14 protein-coding genes are annotated in these 15,518 nt (G+C 67.8%); 3 read left to right on the plus strand and 11 right to left on the minus strand.

Going from position 1 to position 15,518, the window contains the following annotated elements; all coding sequences use genetic code 11:
- Nucleotides 1-3 precede the first annotated feature (3 nt).
- The 5 genes from BAU06_RS01735 to BAU06_RS01755 all read right to left on the minus strand — a co-directional run bounded on the left by BAU06_RS01735 (nt 4) and on the right by BAU06_RS01755 (nt 5,203).
- On the minus strand, nt 4-864 hold the full coding sequence (locus tag BAU06_RS01735; protein WP_066343636.1) for a sulfurtransferase: 861 nt from the start codon (nt 862-864) through the stop codon (nt 4-6).
- A gap of 4 nt (nt 865-868) precedes the next feature.
- The gene (locus BAU06_RS01740) at nt 869-1,210 is read right to left on the minus strand and encodes a carboxymuconolactone decarboxylase family protein (protein WP_066343639.1); all 342 of its coding nucleotides are present in this window, start codon (nt 1,208-1,210) and stop codon (nt 869-871) included.
- Nucleotides 1,211-1,230: 20 nt separating this feature from the next.
- Entirely contained in the window at nt 1,231-2,253 is a 1,023-nt protein-coding gene (locus tag BAU06_RS01745) for a Bug family tripartite tricarboxylate transporter substrate binding protein (protein WP_066343642.1), read from the minus strand.
- A gap of 104 nt (nt 2,254-2,357) precedes the next feature.
- A complete protein-coding gene (gene purB / locus BAU06_RS01750) occupies nt 2,358-3,725 on the minus strand; it encodes an adenylosuccinate lyase (RefSeq protein ID WP_066343644.1) in 1,368 nt (455 codons plus the stop codon).
- Between the two features lie 44 nt (nt 3,726-3,769).
- On the minus strand, nt 3,770-5,203 hold the full coding sequence (locus BAU06_RS01755; protein WP_066343646.1) for an FAD-binding oxidoreductase: 1,434 nt from the start codon (nt 5,201-5,203) through the stop codon (nt 3,770-3,772).
- A gap of 211 nt (nt 5,204-5,414) precedes the next feature.
- Between BAU06_RS01755 and BAU06_RS01760 the strand changes: the two genes are divergently transcribed.
- On the plus strand, nt 5,415-6,161 hold the full coding sequence (locus tag BAU06_RS01760) for an IclR family transcriptional regulator (protein WP_231933969.1): 747 nt from the start codon (nt 5,415-5,417) through the stop codon (nt 6,159-6,161).
- A 10-nt stretch (nt 6,162-6,171) separates the two neighbouring features.
- Here BAU06_RS01760 and BAU06_RS01765 read toward each other — a convergent pair whose 3' ends face one another.
- Nucleotides 6,172-7,677, minus strand: coding sequence for an MmgE/PrpD family protein (locus BAU06_RS01765; protein ID WP_156770123.1), 1,506 nt, complete (start codon nt 7,675-7,677; stop codon nt 6,172-6,174).
- Nucleotides 7,678-7,880: 203 nt separating this feature from the next.
- On the opposite strand from BAU06_RS01765, the gene tam reads away from it, so the two are divergent.
- Nucleotides 7,881-8,660, plus strand: a complete 780-nt coding sequence (tam, locus tag BAU06_RS01770; RefSeq protein ID WP_066343657.1) for a trans-aconitate 2-methyltransferase — start codon at nt 7,881-7,883, stop codon at nt 8,658-8,660.
- 99 nt (nt 8,661-8,759) lie between these two features.
- On the opposite strand, the gene BAU06_RS01775 is transcribed toward tam, so the two are convergent.
- From BAU06_RS01775 to BAU06_RS01790, 4 genes are all read right to left on the minus strand, one after another.
- Nucleotides 8,760-9,104, minus strand: a complete 345-nt coding sequence (locus BAU06_RS01775; protein ID WP_066357676.1) for a cupin domain-containing protein — start codon at nt 9,102-9,104, stop codon at nt 8,760-8,762.
- A gap of 17 nt (nt 9,105-9,121) precedes the next feature.
- Complete coding sequence (locus tag BAU06_RS01780; protein WP_066343659.1) at nt 9,122-9,856, minus strand: YqcI/YcgG family protein; 735 nt, start codon at nt 9,854-9,856, stop codon at nt 9,122-9,124.
- Nucleotides 9,857-9,947: 91 nt separating this feature from the next.
- Nucleotides 9,948-11,243, minus strand: a complete 1,296-nt coding sequence (locus BAU06_RS01785; RefSeq protein WP_066343661.1) for an MFS transporter — start codon at nt 11,241-11,243, stop codon at nt 9,948-9,950.
- On the minus strand, nt 11,240-11,866 hold the full coding sequence (locus tag BAU06_RS01790) for a hypothetical protein (RefSeq protein WP_082987917.1): 627 nt from the start codon (nt 11,864-11,866) through the stop codon (nt 11,240-11,242). Before BAU06_RS01790 ends, BAU06_RS01785 begins: the two co-directional genes overlap by 4 nt.
- Before the next feature lie 302 nt (nt 11,867-12,168).
- Between BAU06_RS01790 and BAU06_RS01795 the strand changes: the two genes are divergently transcribed.
- Entirely contained in the window at nt 12,169-13,131 is a 963-nt protein-coding gene (locus BAU06_RS01795) for a GlxA family transcriptional regulator (protein WP_066343665.1), read from the plus strand.
- Here BAU06_RS01795 and BAU06_RS01800 read toward each other — a convergent pair.
- Complete coding sequence (locus BAU06_RS01800; protein ID WP_066343667.1) at nt 13,051-15,465, minus strand: NEL-type E3 ubiquitin ligase domain-containing protein; 2,415 nt, start codon at nt 15,463-15,465, stop codon at nt 13,051-13,053. The two genes, BAU06_RS01795 and BAU06_RS01800, sit on opposite strands and share 81 nt — an antisense overlap.
- Between the last annotated feature and the right edge of the window lie 53 nt (nt 15,466-15,518).

Consider the following 15,518-nt stretch of genomic DNA (forward strand, 5'->3'; position numbering starts at 1 on the left):
CACTCAATCGGCCGCGCCCGTGGCTACCGGTGCGCCCGCTTGGACGCACCACTCGCTCCACGAGCCGGGATACAGGGCCGCGCCTGGCAGGCCGGCGATTTCCAGCGCCAGCAGATTATGGCAGGCGGTGACGCCGGATCCGCACTGGCTGATGAGCTGTTCCGGCGGGTAGCCCGCCAGCAGGGCCTGGAAGCCCGCGCGCAGCGCCTCCGGCGACCGGAATTGCCCCAGGGAATCGAGATTCTCGCGGAAAAGCCGGTTGCGCGCACCGGGGATGTGTCCGCCCACGGGATCGATGGTTTCGTTCTCGCCGCGGAAGCGGTCAGGCGCGCGCGCGTCGACCACCAGCCGCTTCCGCGTGGCCAGGTTGTCGCGCACGTCCTGGTGCGACACCGTGCGCGCGAGCGGCTCGCGCGCCGTCAGGCGACCCGGGCGCGCCACGGCGGCCGGTTCGCCGGTCATGGCGTACCCCGCGGCCGTCCATGCGGCGGCGCCGCCATCCAGGACGGCAACGGCACGATGGCCGATCCAGCGCATCAGCCACCACAAGCGGGCGGCATACACCCCGCCCGCGTTGTCATAGGCCACGATCTGGGTATCGTCGTCCGCGCCCAGCGCCGCCATGCGGGCGGCAAAGGCTTCCCGATCGGGCAAGGGATGGCGCCCGTTGCGTCCGGTGACGGCGCCGCTCAGGTCTTCTTCCAGATGCAGGTAGTGCGCGCCGGGCAGATGCGCGCGCCGGTAGGCCAGCAGGCCCGCCTGCGTGTCCATCAGGTCGAAGCCGCAATCGACGACCAGGGGCGGATGCTGTCCCGCCATCAGGCCGGCCAGCGCCTGCGCGGAGATCAAGGTATCGAAGGGCATGGTCTCAGCCTTTGGGTTCGATAAGGGCGTCCATGGCGCGCAGCGAGTACACGTACGCGGCGCCGGCGTTCAGGGCGATGGCGGTGGCCAGGGCTTCGCTGAGCTCGGTCTCCGTCACGCCGGCCTGGCGCGCGGCGGCGGCGTGCGCGGCGATGCAGCCATCGCAGCGGGTGGTCACGGCGACGGCCAGCGCGATCAGCTCGCGGGTCTTGGCGTCCAGGGTGCCGGTCGCTCCCTGGGCCTCGTTCAGGCCGCGGAATGCCGTCAGCAGCTGCGGGTGGTTCCTGGCGAGCGTGCCGGCGGCCTGGCGATTGTTCGCCAGGGTCTGGGTCCAGTCGTTCAGCATGCAATACTCCTTGCGCGGCGCTATGCGCCGATCTGTTTCAGCAATTCGGGGGTGGCGACCGTACGGTATTGCGCGATGTCGCGCTCGATGTAGGCCGTAAAGCGGTCCATGGGCAGATCGTGTTCGACCGCTGCATCGCGGCGTATGACTTCGCGGACCTGCGGGTCCTTCAGCGCCTGGCTCAGGTGGCCGGACAGCAGGCGCTGGATCTCCTGCGGCGTACCGGCCGGCGCCACCAGGCCGTACCACTGGGTCAGGGTCATGTCTATGCCCAGCTCCTTGAAGGTGGGCACGTCGGGCAGGCCGGGATTGCGGTTCTCCCCCGACACCGCCAACAGGCGCAACGCCCCTTGCCGCACTTGCGGCATCAGCGGCGATGCGGTGGCGAAGAACATGTCGACCTGCCCGCCCAGCAGGTCGGTGATGGCCGGCCCCGAGCCGCGGTAGGGAATGTGCAGCAGCTTGAGCTTGCCCAGCTCCTTGATGCGCTCCATGCCGATATGCGCGGCGCCGCCGGCGCCGGTGGAAGCAAAGCTCATCTCCTTGGTCCGGGCGGCGGCAATGAGCTCCGCCGCGGTCTTGAAGCGCGAGTTGGGCGCCACGAACAGCCCGTGCGGCGCTTCCAGGATCAGGCCGATGGACGTGAAGTCCTGCGGCACCTTGTAGGGCAGGGTGGCCGGTTTCAGCGCGGGCGACACCGCCAGGTTGCCGCTCATGGCCAGCAGCATCGTGTAGCCGTCCGGCGGCGCTTTGGCCACGAGCGCCGCGGCGATGTTGCCGCCGGCACCGGTCTTGTTTTCCACGACCACGGTCTGCTTGAGGGTACGGCCCAGCGCCGTGGCGATGAGCCGGCCATACAGGTCGCCGCCGCCGCCCGGCGGAAAGCCCACCACCAATGTGATGGGGCGCTCGGGAAACGCGGCCGCCGATGCATAGGCGCGGGACACCGGGATACCGCCGGCCAGCATGCCCGCCGCGCCCAGCGCGCCGGTCAGCAGCAGGCGCCGTCGGCCCGGCGATGTCGTTCGATGATCGTGCTCCATGGTCTTGTCTCCTCTTTTTTTTGTGCGGGGTGGCGTAGGCGTGCGCGCTCCGGTCAACGGCGGCCGCGCGCGCCCCGCATGCGTAACATCGATCCTGTCGGCGGTCAGGCCTGCAGCCAGCCCGCTTCTTTCTGGCGGGCCAGCAGGCGGTCCACCGAGGGGCCGCATTGCCCCAGATAGCCGGCAGGATCGGTCAGCCGGCGGATTTCATCCTCGCCCAGCAGGCCCGCCAGTTCCTTGTGCTGGCGCATCGCCTCGGCGAAGTCGAGCTTGTGCGTGATGCCATGCATGGAGGCCTCGTAGATCCACTCGTGCGCGGTCTGCTTGCCAACGCGGCCGCTCAGTTCCAGCATGACGCGTTCGGAAAGCAGGTATCCGCGCATCAGGTCCAGGTTCCTGGCCATGCCGCCTTCGTCGACGCGCAGGCCGGCCAACAGGTTCCTGGCCTGGAACAGCATCGCGCCCGCGATCACGCAGCATTCGGGCAGGGCTTTCCATTCCATCTTCCAGGCGATGCCGTCGCGCTCGCCTTCCTGCACCATGCCTTCCATCATCAGCGCGGCGTTGTAGCGCAGGGGGCGCGACAGGGCGGCCAGGTTCTCCGCCGAGGTCGGGTTGCGCTTGTGCGGCATGGTCGATGACCCCAGCTTGCCATCGGAGAACGCCTCTTCCACTTCGGCGATCTCGTTGCGCTGCATATTGAACAGCTCGTTGCCGATCTTCGAGAGCGTCGCGCCTATCATCGCCAGCAGCGCGCCGTACTCGGTGAAGCGGTCGCGCGCGGAGGCCCAGCTGATGGAAGGTGTTGCCAGCCCCAGGCGACGCAGCGTGCGCGCTTCGACCTCGGCGGCCTGCTCGCCCAGGGACGCCTGGCTGCCCACCGCGCCCACGATCATGCCCACCAGCACGCGAGGCTCGCACTCTTTCAGGCGCTGGTAGTGGCGGCCCATCTCGTCCAGCCAGACGGCGCATTTGTGGCCGAAGGTGATGGGCAGCGCCTGCACGCCATGCGTGCGGCCGACCATTGGGGTGTCGCGGTGCGCCTGCGCCAGGCGGGCCAGCTCGCGGCCGACGGCCTGCGTGTCGCGCAGGATGACGGCATGCGCCTCCTTCAGCTGCAGCGCCACGCCGGTGTCGACCACGTCCTGCGTGGTGGCGCCGTAATGGACCCATTCGCCGTTCTCCGCGCTGCAGCAGGCTTGCAGCTGCTTGAGCGCGGGCACCAGCGAATGCTTGATGCGGCGGACCTCCGCCGACATCTTGCCGATGTCGATATTCGATACCTTGGCCTTGGCCGCGATTTCCTCGGCCGCGGCAGCGGGGATGATGCCCAGCTCGGCCTGCGAGGCGGCCAGCGCCGCCTCGAAGTCCAGCCATTTCTGCACGCGATTTTCCTCGGAGAAAATCGCCCGCAGTTCGTCGGTGCTCCATAGGTGCTGAAGCGATTGCATGTCGAATACGGAAACTGGCATCGGGATCCTCGCAGGAAAGGGAAAGCGGAAAGGGATGGAAGGCGCTAGGGCCGGGATGGCGGCAGGATGCGTCCGGGGTTGAAGACACCGCGCGGATCGAACGCCGCTTTCAGGCTGGCCATCAGGTCCAGGGCGAGGGGGGCCTTGTGGCGCAGGAACGCATCCTGCTTCAGGCGCCCGATGCCGTGCTCGGCGGATATGGACCCGTGCATGTCGGCCGCGATGCCGTGCACGATGTCGTGTATTTCGGGTGCGCGGGCACGGAAGGCCTTGTCGTCCATGCCGGGCGGCTTGCTCTGGTTGTAGTGCAGGTTGCCGTCGCCGACATGGCCGAAGCAGACGATGCGTATGCCGGGCAATGCGCGGGCCAGCGCCGCGCCCGCGGTTTCGATGAAGGCGGGGATGGACGCGATGGGCACGGAGATATCGTGCTTCAGCGACGGACCATGCAGGCGTTGCGCCTCGGGCACGTGCTCGCGCAGGGCCCAGAACTCCTGCGCCTGGCGGCCCGACGCCGCCAGCGCCGCATCGATGGCCAGGCCGCGTTCCAGCGCCATGCCCAGGACTTCTTCGACGGCTTCCGCGGGATCCATGCGGGCCGATGTTTCGGATACGTCGAAGAGGACGGCCCATGGATAGCCGCCGGCCAGCGGGTCGCGCATGCCCTCCAGCGGGTGCGCCAGCACCTGGTCCAGCGCCTCGCGGCCGAGCAGTTCGAAGGCCGTCACGCGTTCGCCGACGGCATCCGTCAGCATGGCCAGCAGATCGACGGCCGCCTGGGGATCGGTCAGCGCGACCCAGCCGGTTACGGTGCGGCGCGGTTGCGGGAAAAGCTTGAACGCCGCGGCGGTAACGATGCCCAGGGTGCCTTCGCTGCCGATGAACAATTGCTTAAGGTCGTAGCCGGTGTTGTCCTTGCGCAGGGTCGTCAGCGCGTCCAGGACCCGGCCGTCGGCCAGCACGACCTCCAGGCCCAGCGTCAGTTCACGCGTATTGCCATAGCGCAGCACCTGTTCGCCGCCGGCATTGGTCGACACCACGCCGCCGATGGTCGCGCTGCCTTCCGAGGCCAGGGACAAGGGGAACAGCTTGCCGCATTCGCGTGCCGCCGCCTGTGCCGCCAGCACCGTGCAGCCGGCTTCCAGCGTCATGCTGTTGCCCAGCGGATCGACGCGGCGCACCGCCGTCATGCGGCCCAGGCTGACGACGACCTCGCGGCCGGAGTCGTCGGGCGTGGAGCCGCCCACCAGGCCGGTATTGCCGCCCTGCGGCACCAGCGGCACGCCGGCCTCCGCGCACAGGCGGACGACGCGCGCGACCTGGCCGGTATCGGCCGGCCGCACGACGGCGCGCGCGATGCCGGGATAGTGCCCGCGCCAGTCCGCCACGTACGGCGCGGTGTCGTCGGGGCGTGTCAGCACATGGGCGTCGCCGACGATGGCCGCCAGCGCGGCAAGCAGGGAAGGGGAATCGGCCATGATGAAAATTTCTCGCTCCCCGCCGCGGCGAGCCGCGGTGCAAGCGATACTTGTCTCCTTGGACGGTGCATGCGGGTGACCGCATCGGGATGCCCGCGCAGGTGGCCGCATAAGCGCGCCCGCACAGGCGGCCCCGCACGGGGTGGCCCGCCGTCATTTCATTGAATAAAATACGTTTTATTGAACGAAAATATAGGAGCTGGGAGTCAACGTGTCAAGCAAAACACCCCCCACGCCGCCCGTCGGCGTGCTGGAACGCGGCATTAGCATCCTGGAGAGCTTCAGCGACGACGCCTTGCGGCTGTCGCTGGCCGACCTGGCCGAACGAACGGGCCTGGACAAGGCCACGCTGCTGCGGCTGCTGGGCGTGCTGGTGCGCGCGCGCCTGGTCCATCGCTTCGATAACGGCAATTACGCGATGGGTCCGGCGACGCTGCACATGGGGATGCTTTATCGCCAGACCTTCGACCTGGGGGCCCGCATACAGCCCGTGCTGCAGAACGTCATGCAGCAGACCGGCGAGACGGTGGCCCTGTACGTGCGCAGCGGCGACGAGCGGATCTGCCTGTACCGCGAAAACACGCTGCAGGAGGTGCGGCATCACGTGGAGGTCGGCACCCGCCTGCCCCTGAGCGCCGGCGGTTCCTCCGCCCACATCCTGCTGGCCTATACGGGCGGCACGACGCCCCACGCCAAAACCATCCGCGAGAAGGGCTATGCGATGACGCGGGCCGAGCGCGTGGCGGAAATGGCCTCCGTCGCCTTGCCGGTGTTCGAGGCCGATGGCACGTTCATCGGCGCGATGGTGGTGCTGGGGCTGGCGTCACGCCATAACCAGCAGGCGCAGCTGAAGGCGGCCGACATCGTGCGGCGCGAACTGGCCGCGCAAGGGTTTTCCGCGAGTCCGCCCGCGGACAGCCCCTTGTCCGCCGATGCGGCGAAGGGCGCGCGGCGCTGATGGAATGCGCTCAGCGGCCGCGGGCGTCCGTACCCGTGTCCGTATCCGCGATCATGTCCGTGGCCATGTCCGTGTCCGTGCCCGTGTCCATGCCCAGTCCCATGGTTGGGTCCGTGCCCGTGCCGGCGTCTGTCCCCAGGCCGGCGCGTGCGCCGAATAGCGCCGTATCGGGCGCGCAGGGCGCTTTGTCATGGGCCGCATCGGCATGGCGGCCGCACCACGCGGCGATGCCCGCCGCGGCGGCGTCGTCCATGGCGGGCGCATAGGCGCGCATGCGGGCCAGCATGCCGTCCCAGTCGTAAGGTTCTTCCGGATCGCCGCGCCGCAGTTCACGCAGCGCGCTCAGCGTGCGGCCGTCGCGCAAGCGCAGCGTGACCCGGCTGGGACGCTTGCGCGGAAAGGCCTGCTGGAAGGACTCGTCGGGTACGACGGCGATACGCTGCGCCAGGTCTCGCAGCGCGGGACAAGCCAGATCCGGCGCTTCCATGTCCTCGATCCCCAGCCCGCCGGCAAGCAGCAGCCGGGCCATGACGTAGCGCAGGCAGAACGCCGCCTCGGCCGGCCGGGAGGGCCAATGCACGCCGGCGATCTTCAGCGCGTGCGGGAAAATCGCCACTTCCACCGACGCGATATCCCCGGGACGGATTGCGTGTTCGTCGAGCAGCGCGCGGGCCGCGTCCAGCGGCGTGAACAGTTGCGCGCAGCAGGGCCAGGCCTTGATGGTGGCGGTGTTGATCCGCTCCGGCGCATCCAGGTCGCCATCGAGCGCGGCCAGGGGCCCGTCGCCCGCGAGCAATGCATACATGCCGCGCTTGCCGGTAAAGAAGGCGCGGGCGCCGGGCAGGCCGGCTTGTGCCGCATAGGCGGCCGTCATCCCGTTGCGCACCGCCATGGCCGGGTGCAGCGATTTCGATTCGTGCGCGTTGTCGTCGACCAGCTGCCACAGGCCGGCGGCCTGGGTCGCGGCGATGCCCAAGGCGTGATGGAGCTGTTCCGCCGGCAGGCCCAGTGCGACGGCCGCGGCCGCCGCCGCGCCTAGCGCGCCCGCGGTGGCGGTGGCGTGGAAGTTGGCCGCATGCCGCGTCCCCAGGGCTTCTCCGGCCCGCAGCGCGACCTCGTATCCCGCGATGATGGCGTCGGCCGCGCGCCGCTGCGTCAGGGCGTGCCGCCGTGCCAGCGCGAGCACCGGGGAGACCGCGATGATGCCGGGATGCAGCATGGCGCTGCGGTGGGCGTCGTCGATTTCCCGCACGTGCGCGATGCCGGCATTGGCGAAGGCCGCCGCCATCGCGCCGGTGCGTGCGTCCCCGAAGACGGGGCTATCCCCGCCGCCGGGATGGCATAGAACGGCCAGATGGCGCAGCCGCGCCGCGGCGTCCAGCTGCATCGCGGACCACCCCGCCGTGAACCAGTCCAGCAGCGCCTGGGCCAGGCGTTCGCGGGTCGCTTGCGGGATGGGTCGCGATTGCAGGCCAATCACGTGTTGGACGAGTCGGTCTTCCGGCAGCATGGACATGGATCGCTTATTTCATCGAATGAAATGAATTTCATTGTAAGAAATCCGGGTGCCCGTGTCGATATCGCGCCGGCGGTTCGGACAGGTTCCACCGCGACACGCGGCAGCATGTCGCGCACGAAGCCGGGCGGTCATGATGTCAAGCACATGCAAGCCGCACGGCGCTATCATCGGGACGATTCCGGCAACCGGTGGAGCATGCGATGGCGCAGGACAAATGGTCTTCCAGGCAGTATCTGATCTTCGAAAACGAGCGCACCCGTCCCGTGCGCGATCTGCTGTCCGCCGTACCGCTCGAAGCGGCCCGCGAAGTCATCGACCTGGGTTGCGGTCCCGGTAATTCCACGGAGGTACTCGCGCGGCGCTTTCCCTCGGCCAAGGTGGCGGGCCTGGACAGTTCCGCCGACATGATCGCCGCGGCCCGCAAGCGCATGCCGGACGTGGAATTCGAGGTGGCGGACATCCACACCTGGCAAACGTCCACGGCGTATGACGTCATCCTGTCGAACGCGGTGTTCCAATGGGTGCCTGGCCATGAGACGCTGTTTCCCGCACTGGCCGCCAAACTGGCGGAAGGCGGCAGCCTGGCGATCCAGATGCCCGACACCATGGACGAACCGCCGCACCGCATGATGCGCGAGCTGGCGCAGGACGGTCCGTGGGCGGACAAGCTGAAGGACGCCAGCCAGTCCCGCACCGCGCTGAATTCCGCGCAGTGGTATTACGAGCTGCTGTCGCCGCATTGCAGCCGCGTGGATATATGGCGCACGACCTACTACCACGTGCTCAAGGATGGTCCCGCGGCCATCGTGGAATGGTTCAAGGGCAGCGCGCTCAGGCCTTTCCTGGACCCGCTGGACGAGGAAGAAAAGCAGGCCTACCTGGCCCGCTACACGTCGTTGATCGAGCAGACGCACCGGGCGCAGGCGGACGGCTCCGTGCTGCTGCCCTTTCCGCGCCTGTTCATGGTGGCGACACGCTGAACGGCCGCGGTGCGGCAGCGCCGGCCGCGGCATGACGACGGCCGATGCGAAAGGCCGGGCCACGAAGGATCGGCCCGGCCCGCGCCCATCATCTGCCGCCTACCACGCGCCGCAGTACTGCTCCGCGCGTGCCTTGATGGACGGGGCCAGCCGTTCGAAGGCGATCAGGTAGATCGCGCCTTCCGCCGAGGCGATGGACCCATGCACCGTCCCGCCCGGCAGATCGATGACGTCCCCCTTCCTGCATACGTGCTTGACGCCGTCGGCATAGACCGTCAGTTCGCCGTCGACGATGATCAGCGTTTCGTCGGTCGGATGGCTGTGCGTGCGGTGTTCCTTGCCCGGTGCGTCGCGCTGCACTTCGATGCAGCCCTGCCGCGGCAGCAGGGCCCGCAGGCCCTCGGCCAGGTCGATATCGCCCAGCAGTCCCTTGATCACTTCCATGGTGTCCATCCTCTCTTTCACGCTTCGGTCTCGGAAGCCAGGGCCCGCATGGCGTGGAACGGGCAGCCGGTGACCGAACGGTTGTCGTCGTTCAGGAAGTACTGCTTGTATTCGCGGTTCGAGGGATCGCCGTAGGCGCCCAGATCCTGCGAGGCCGGGATCATGTCATAGGTCGCCAGCCGTTCGCGTACCTTTGCCACGCTGGCGTCGCGTGCCCGCTTGGTGCCCAGGATGTTGTCGAACACCCAGCGGGGCTGGAAGGTCATCATGAAAGAGCTGGACCGGCGGCTTTGCCGCTGTATGTGCGCCGGCGTGTTGCAGACGACGAAGATGGGTTCGCCCGCGAAGCAGAATTCCCAGTGGGGAGAATCCAGCTCGGCCGGGATGTCGGCCGGCCATTCGGCGTCGTCCAGCGCCGCCAGTTGGCCCAGCAGCGCCCAGAATTTGGCCCGGTAGGCTTCCAGCGGCAGCAGCGGCCGCGGACGAAAGAACACGATGAGCGACGTGTTGGGCCCGCAGGCGCGCGCTTCGGCGACGTAGGCGCGCAGGTTGCGCGCCAGTGCCTCGGCGTCATCGTCGTCCAGGAAAAGATAGCGCAACTGGTCGGCGCGGTATCCCGCGACGCCGAAGATGCAGGGAAACGCCCGGGTGTCGCTGTTCAGGGTGCTGGCGAGTTCCTGGAAAAGCACGGCTTGCCAGGTGCCATCGGGATAGCGTTGGTGGATCTGCGTACGGCTGAGATAGTCTTTCACGGCTTTGTCTACCCATTCAGGTGGAGGGAAATGAATCGACTTGCCATGACGCGCGCGCGGCGTGGCGCCGCATCGGCGTGAAGAAGATGGGCTAAGCTTGTTGCGCCATGCGCATTGCCGCCGCGCCGATACAGCCCAGGGCCGAGACGGCCGCCATGAAGAGAACGAATCCGGTGTAGCCCTGCGCGGTGTAGGACAAGTGGCCGGGGCTGCCGGTGGCCGAGGTGGCCAGCAGGGATCCGATAAGCGGCTGCACCAATGCCGCCGTGATGCCGGCCAGCGTGGTGTTGAACGAAGCACCGATTCCGATCATCTCGGCGGTGTAGAGCTTTCTTACCGCTTTCAATACCAGCGGTACGGTGCCGCCGGCCACAAAGCCCAGGACACTGAAGCAGGCGATGGCGTATACATACCCCAGCGATGCCAGCAATGCCGGAAGCAAGGTAAGCAGGATCGCGGCGCGCAGCAGGCAATTCCACAGCAGCGCGCGCCGCACGTTCAGGACGCGATCCGAAAGGTGGCCCAGCAGGATGGAGCCGGCCACATTGCTGACGAGGAATGCCAGGATGCACGTGCTAGCCTGGTCCTTGCTGATCGAGAGCGTATCCCGGACCATAGGCAGGCCCCATACACCAGATAGCGTAGTGACTGAGGCGAAGTGCGAGGCGAAAACGATGGCGCATCCCCAGCTGCTCGCATTACGCAGCCGCCCGCGGAATAGGCCCAGCGTGCGTCCCAGGCGGGGGCCTAGTTCCTTCAGCGCCATCGGCGCCTGGTCCTTTCGGGGGAATACCAGGATGGAGGCCGCCAGGTTCAAGGCGATGACGCCGGCCACGAGCGCGAAGCATTCGCGCCATCCCAGGTCGGAAACGGCGTAGGCCAAAGGGGTGGTGGCGATGACCCCGCCCAGGTAGCCGGATACCTGGGATAAGCCGGACATCAAACCGAATCGGCTTTGCCGGAACTTCAGCGCCACCAGTTTCAGCATGGCGGTGAATACCAGCGCATCGCCACAGGCGACGATGACGCGGGCGGCGAAGGCGGCGGCGACGGTGGGCGCCATGGCGAAGCACGCGGTGCCCGCCAGCGAAACGACCAGGCTGCCCAGCAGGACCCGCCGCACGCCCAGCGTGTCCACCAGAATGCCGGCGGGGATCTGCATGGCCAGGTAGCCATAGAAATAGCCGGACGCCAGCACGCCCAGGCCGCCGGCATCGATGGAGAACGACGCGGACAGTTCGTTCAGCATGGACTGCGGCGCCAGCCTCTGCATGAAGGCGATGGCATAGGCCAGCGCGATCAGCGCCCATGACGCGTAGGCGCGCGAGGAAGGCCGGTCGGTGTCCAGCTGGACCGACGGCGGTGTCAATGACGCGGCCTTGCTCATGAGAGGGTGGGTCGGCGGACGATGCCCAGCGAGAACAACGCGTCGCAGGAATTGGGCGCCAGCGTACCGATACGCTTGCCCACATGCACGGCGGCGCCGCGATACGGCGGCTTGCGGTGCTTGATATGTCCGTAGACGTCCCGCATGACCAGGGCGGGCAGCTCCAGGACGCGATCGGGATAGAGCCGTTTGGCGGCCAGGACCGCCAACGCCAGCAGGCCGGCCCGGCCGCCGTTTTCCTTGGGCGGGTCGGCCTGCAGGTCGGGCACGACCTCGGCGCAGCGACGCGCGTTGGCAAGTGCCACGATGGCGTTGCGGGTCCGCCAGCAATACAGCAGCCGCGATTGATGCGGCCGCTGGCGGAAGGCCTCCGCGAAGATCAGGTCCGTGACATCGCTGTACACGCCAAGGCCCTGGTAAGACGGCGCCAGCTCGGTACCCGACCGGTACAGGCAAAGATCGCCGTTCATATCGAAGTACTGGTAGATCGAGAACCCGACGAGCTCCTTGTCGGCAAAAACCAGGACCAGCCCGTAACCGCTGCGGAAAGGACTATGGGTCGGCGTCCAATGCGGTTCGGTGACATCCCAATTCATGCCGATAAGGCGATTGAAGGCGTCCATGGTGGCGTCACGCTCGCCAGCCGGAAATTCCTCGGCCCGTGGAAACGACCTGAGAGTGATCGTCCTACCGTTCGAGAGGAGCTTGATCGGCATCGCGCAACCCTGCCTTCTATATCTTTTTTGAACAACTCTGGAACCCGTTCCGTATGCCCCGCGCGTTTCGCGCCCTGGTCACGGGCGGGTTCTTCCCCCATGGCAGCTGAATTCTCAGCCATCCGCATTAAATGGTTCGCCGGTTTTGGGTCAATTTTCGCTAGAATTGGGTCAACAGTTGAGCCCGTCCCCTTTCGCAGTACCCCTTCATGCAAGCGCCCGTTGTCGCCGTCGTTGCCTTCGATAGGATCAGCGCATTCCACCTGTCGGTGCCTTGCGCCGTGTTCGGCACGTATGGCGGGGTGGCAGGCGCGCCGAAGTTCTCCCTGAAAGTGTGCTCGGCCGAAGGGGAAACGCTGGCCACCACCACGTCCGGATTCTCGGTGTCGATGACGCCCTCGCTGGACATCACCCGTACCGCCGACGTCGTGGTCGTGCCCAGCTGGCGCGATCCGCGCGAAACGCCCCCCGCCGAACTGGTCGACGCCGTGGCCGCGGCCAGCGCGCGCGGGGCGCGTATCGTCGGCCTGTGCCTGGGGGCCTATGTGCTGGCCGCCGCGGGCATCCTGGACGGGCGCCGCGCCACCACGCATTTCGCCTGGGCCGACCATTTCGCCAACCGGTTTCCCAAGGTCAAGGTGGAGCCCTCCGTCCTGTATGTGGACGATGGCAATGTCACCACGTCGGCGGGCACGGCGGCGGGCATAGACTGCTGCCTGCATATCGTGCGCTCGATGTATGGCGCCAAGATGGCCGATTTCGCCGCGCGCCGCTTGGTGGTGCCGCCGCACCGCCATGGCGCGCAGGCGCAGCTGCCCCCCCAGCCGTTTTCGACGGAAGGGAATGGCATGCGCCTGGCCGAACTGCTGGACTGGCTGCGTGGAACCATCGTGGAAAAGCACACGGCAGACAGCCTGGCGGAACGGCTGGCCATGAGCCGGCGCACCTTCAACCGCCGCTTCCTGTCCTTGACCGGGTGCAGCCTGAGCGAATGGCTGCTGGCCGAGCGGCTGCGTCTGGCGCAGAAGCTGCTGGAAAGCACCGACCTTCCCCTGGAGGTCATCGCCACGCGTTCCGGCCTGGGCAGCGGCTCATCGTTTCGCCAGCATTTCTCCCGTGCTTTCCAGACCGCGCCGTCGGCGTACCGCAGACAGTTCAAGCGCCAGGCCTGACGGCGTGTGACGCCTGTCCCGGTACAGCCGCTGGAACCAGGTCGGCTGGCTGCTGTCCTGGATGGCCTGCTGCAGCTTCAGGCCGTGCAAGGCCAGGAAGTCGCGCACCGTGGCTTTCTGGATGAGCGCATGGATATCCATGGTGACGGCGCTGCAGGCATCCGGCAGGACGTCAGCCGTGTAGCGGCGCAGCTTGCGCGTCGCCAGGTATTTGTCGACCAGGCGCTCGTAGCGCGTCCAGAATATCCAGGGCCGCACGTTGAAGACCTCCATGTCGTAGCGCGACGCGGAGGCGAACAGGCGGCCGTCGGTATGCAGCAGCGTGTCGAGAAACCGGTAGACCCGGCCGCGGTCGTTGTAGACATGGTCGCGCCAGTTGTCCGCGCGCCCGGCCAACTCCGGCGCGATGCGGCGGATCACCGATTGCAAGGGCCGCCATGACGCCAGGAAATCGATGAAGCCGCCGTCGCGGGCCTGGGCCACCGCCGCCTTGGCGCGCTCCGCGTCGGCGTCTTCCACCAGGGACAGTCCATCGAACTGCATGTTGAACTGCATGGCGGGCATGTGGACCTGGCCGCGCAGCTTCGTGCGCAGGCTGAGCCATTGTTCGACCTCATCGAACGGCATGTTGCCGCGCGACGCGCGGGCTTGCAGTTCCGGCCGCAGCGCGGCGAAGTACTGGGCCAGCGTATGCATGTTCATCATGTCCTCGGCCAGGTACATCAGCTCCACCAGGCGGTCGTCGTAGTCGCCGGCTTCCACCGAGAAGTTGAGCAAGGCGATATGCAGGCTGTTGAGCGTGTGAAGGATATTGTCCGAGCAGGACGAGGCGCCATCGCGCGCGATGTCCAGGCATTCCAGCATGAAGCGTTTCTCGGCCTGCATCCGGGTCAGCAGGGCGACCAGGCTATCGCGCAGTTCCGGGTCGGGCCGCTGGACCCACGTGTGATGCAGCCGGTTCATCAAGGCCTTGAGGGCAGCGGCGCCGTTCGGATCCGCCCGCTGTCCGGCACGCCATGCCTGGGCATCGAATGCCGGCGCCGGCGCCGGCTCGCTCGCCGCGGCCCGCGATGCCGGGTCGGCGGCGGGCGCGGCCAGCCACGCGGCGGCGGCTTTTCCCAGCATGTCGGCCGGGTACAGGCGGGCCATGAGATCGTTCGACCAGCCGGCCCGCTCCATGTCCTCCACGCGGACGATGTCGACCAGCGATTCCGGAAACGCCCGGATGTATTCGACGGCCTTGAAGGCATCGGCGACGTAGTCGGCCTCTACCGCGACCAGTTCGATTTCCGGTGGCAGCGCATCGCGCAGGCCATGGGCCTCGCACATCGCGCGGTCCAGGATCACGCGGCGCAGGTTGGGGCCGTAGCGGTCGGCCACGGTCTGGATGGGATTGCCGGCCAGGTCGAGCGTGGTCAGGGATGCGGGCAGGCGGTCGCCGGGCGGAAATTCCTGCAGCAGGTTGTCGATCATGATCAGCCACTTCAGCCCCGGCAGGTTGCGCAGCGGCGGGCACTCGCGCAGCTCCATGGAGTTCAGGTACAGCGGCAATTCCGTATCGCCGGCGTAGTTCCACAGGTTGACCAGCTCCCAGACGCCGGCCAGGTCTTCGCCACGCTCGGCCGCCTGTCGGATGTGGGCGTCCAGGTCCCGCTGCCATTGCGGGATGGGGTCGCCCAGCTGTTCGCGGAAGGTCAGCGTGGAGAACTCGCCGAAGCCCAGATTGGGCGCCAGGCGCTGCTGCCCGATGCAGCTCGCGTAGAAGGCGGCGAGATCCGAGAACAGTTCGATGGCCTGTTCCATCGGATGCGCCGCGTCGGCGGCCCCGTGCCCGGCATCGGCGGACAGGGCGGGCGCGGGGGCATCCCGCGGGCGGTCCGCCCAGGGATGCATGCCGGAGGCCGCGCCGGGACCGGGCCCGGGCTGCGTATCGTGCGTGAGCGGACATTCGCCGTCCACGGATGTCCGGGCCGTGGAGACGCCGGGCGGGTCGACCTGGAAATAGATGACGTGGTCGCCGCGTGCGGCCGATTCCTCGATCGCCGTAATGCTGTCGATTTCTTCATCCCTGTCTTCGAAGACGACGATGGGGCGCTCATCCGCCGCCATCGGGCATGCCGCGATGGCCCGTAGCAAGGCCGCGCCGAGTTCGGTGCCGTCGATCGTGCGCAGGGCGGCTTCCAGCTGCGCGCTGGCATGCTCATCCGGCAGGGCGTCCGCCTGGATGGTCAGCAGGCCGCAGATGTTGCGCAGGGCCGGTGCCCCGCCCGTCGCGGGCGGCGCGGGCATAAGGCCGTCCGGACGGGGCGCCATGAATCCGATGGGTGTCGTCATGGCCGTCCCTCCTTGGATCCACGCGTCCGGACGCCGCGCGTGTGCCCGGGCGC

Source organism: Bordetella bronchialis (genome assembly GCF_001676705.1).
GTDB classification, from domain to species: Bacteria; Pseudomonadota; Gammaproteobacteria; order Burkholderiales; family Burkholderiaceae_B; genus Bordetella_C; species Bordetella_C bronchialis.

Coding starts and splice junctions, on each gene's coding strand:
- BAU06_RS01775 (WP_066357676.1), bottom strand. CDS start 9,104: ATGGAAGTGATCAAGGGACTGCTGGGCGATATCGACCTGGCCGAGGGC.
- purB (WP_066343644.1), bottom strand. CDS start 3,725: ATGCCAGTTTCCGTATTCGACATGCAATCGCTTCAGCACCTATGGAGC.
- BAU06_RS01765 (WP_156770123.1), bottom strand. CDS start 7,677: ATGTCCATGCTGCCGGAAGACCGACTCGTCCAACACGTGATTGGCCTG.
- BAU06_RS01745 (WP_066343642.1), bottom strand. CDS start 2,253: ATGGAGCACGATCATCGAACGACATCGCCGGGCCGACGGCGCCTGCTG.
- tam (WP_066343657.1), top strand. CDS start 7,881: ATGGCGCAGGACAAATGGTCTTCCAGGCAGTATCTGATCTTCGAAAAC.
- BAU06_RS01755 (WP_066343646.1), bottom strand. CDS start 5,203: ATGGCCGATTCCCCTTCCCTGCTTGCCGCGCTGGCGGCCATCGTCGGC.
- BAU06_RS01740 (WP_066343639.1), bottom strand. CDS start 1,210: ATGCTGAACGACTGGACCCAGACCCTGGCGAACAATCGCCAGGCCGCC.
- BAU06_RS01790 (WP_082987917.1), bottom strand. CDS start 11,866: ATGGACGCCTTCAATCGCCTTATCGGCATGAATTGGGATGTCACCGAA.
- BAU06_RS01800 (WP_066343667.1), bottom strand. CDS start 15,465: ATGACGACACCCATCGGATTCATGGCGCCCCGTCCGGACGGCCTTATG.
- BAU06_RS01735 (WP_066343636.1), bottom strand. CDS start 864: ATGCCCTTCGATACCTTGATCTCCGCGCAGGCGCTGGCCGGCCTGATG.
- BAU06_RS01785 (WP_066343661.1), bottom strand. CDS start 11,243: ATGAGCAAGGCCGCGTCATTGACACCGCCGTCGGTCCAGCTGGACACC.
- BAU06_RS01795 (WP_066343665.1), top strand. CDS start 12,169: ATGCAAGCGCCCGTTGTCGCCGTCGTTGCCTTCGATAGGATCAGCGCA.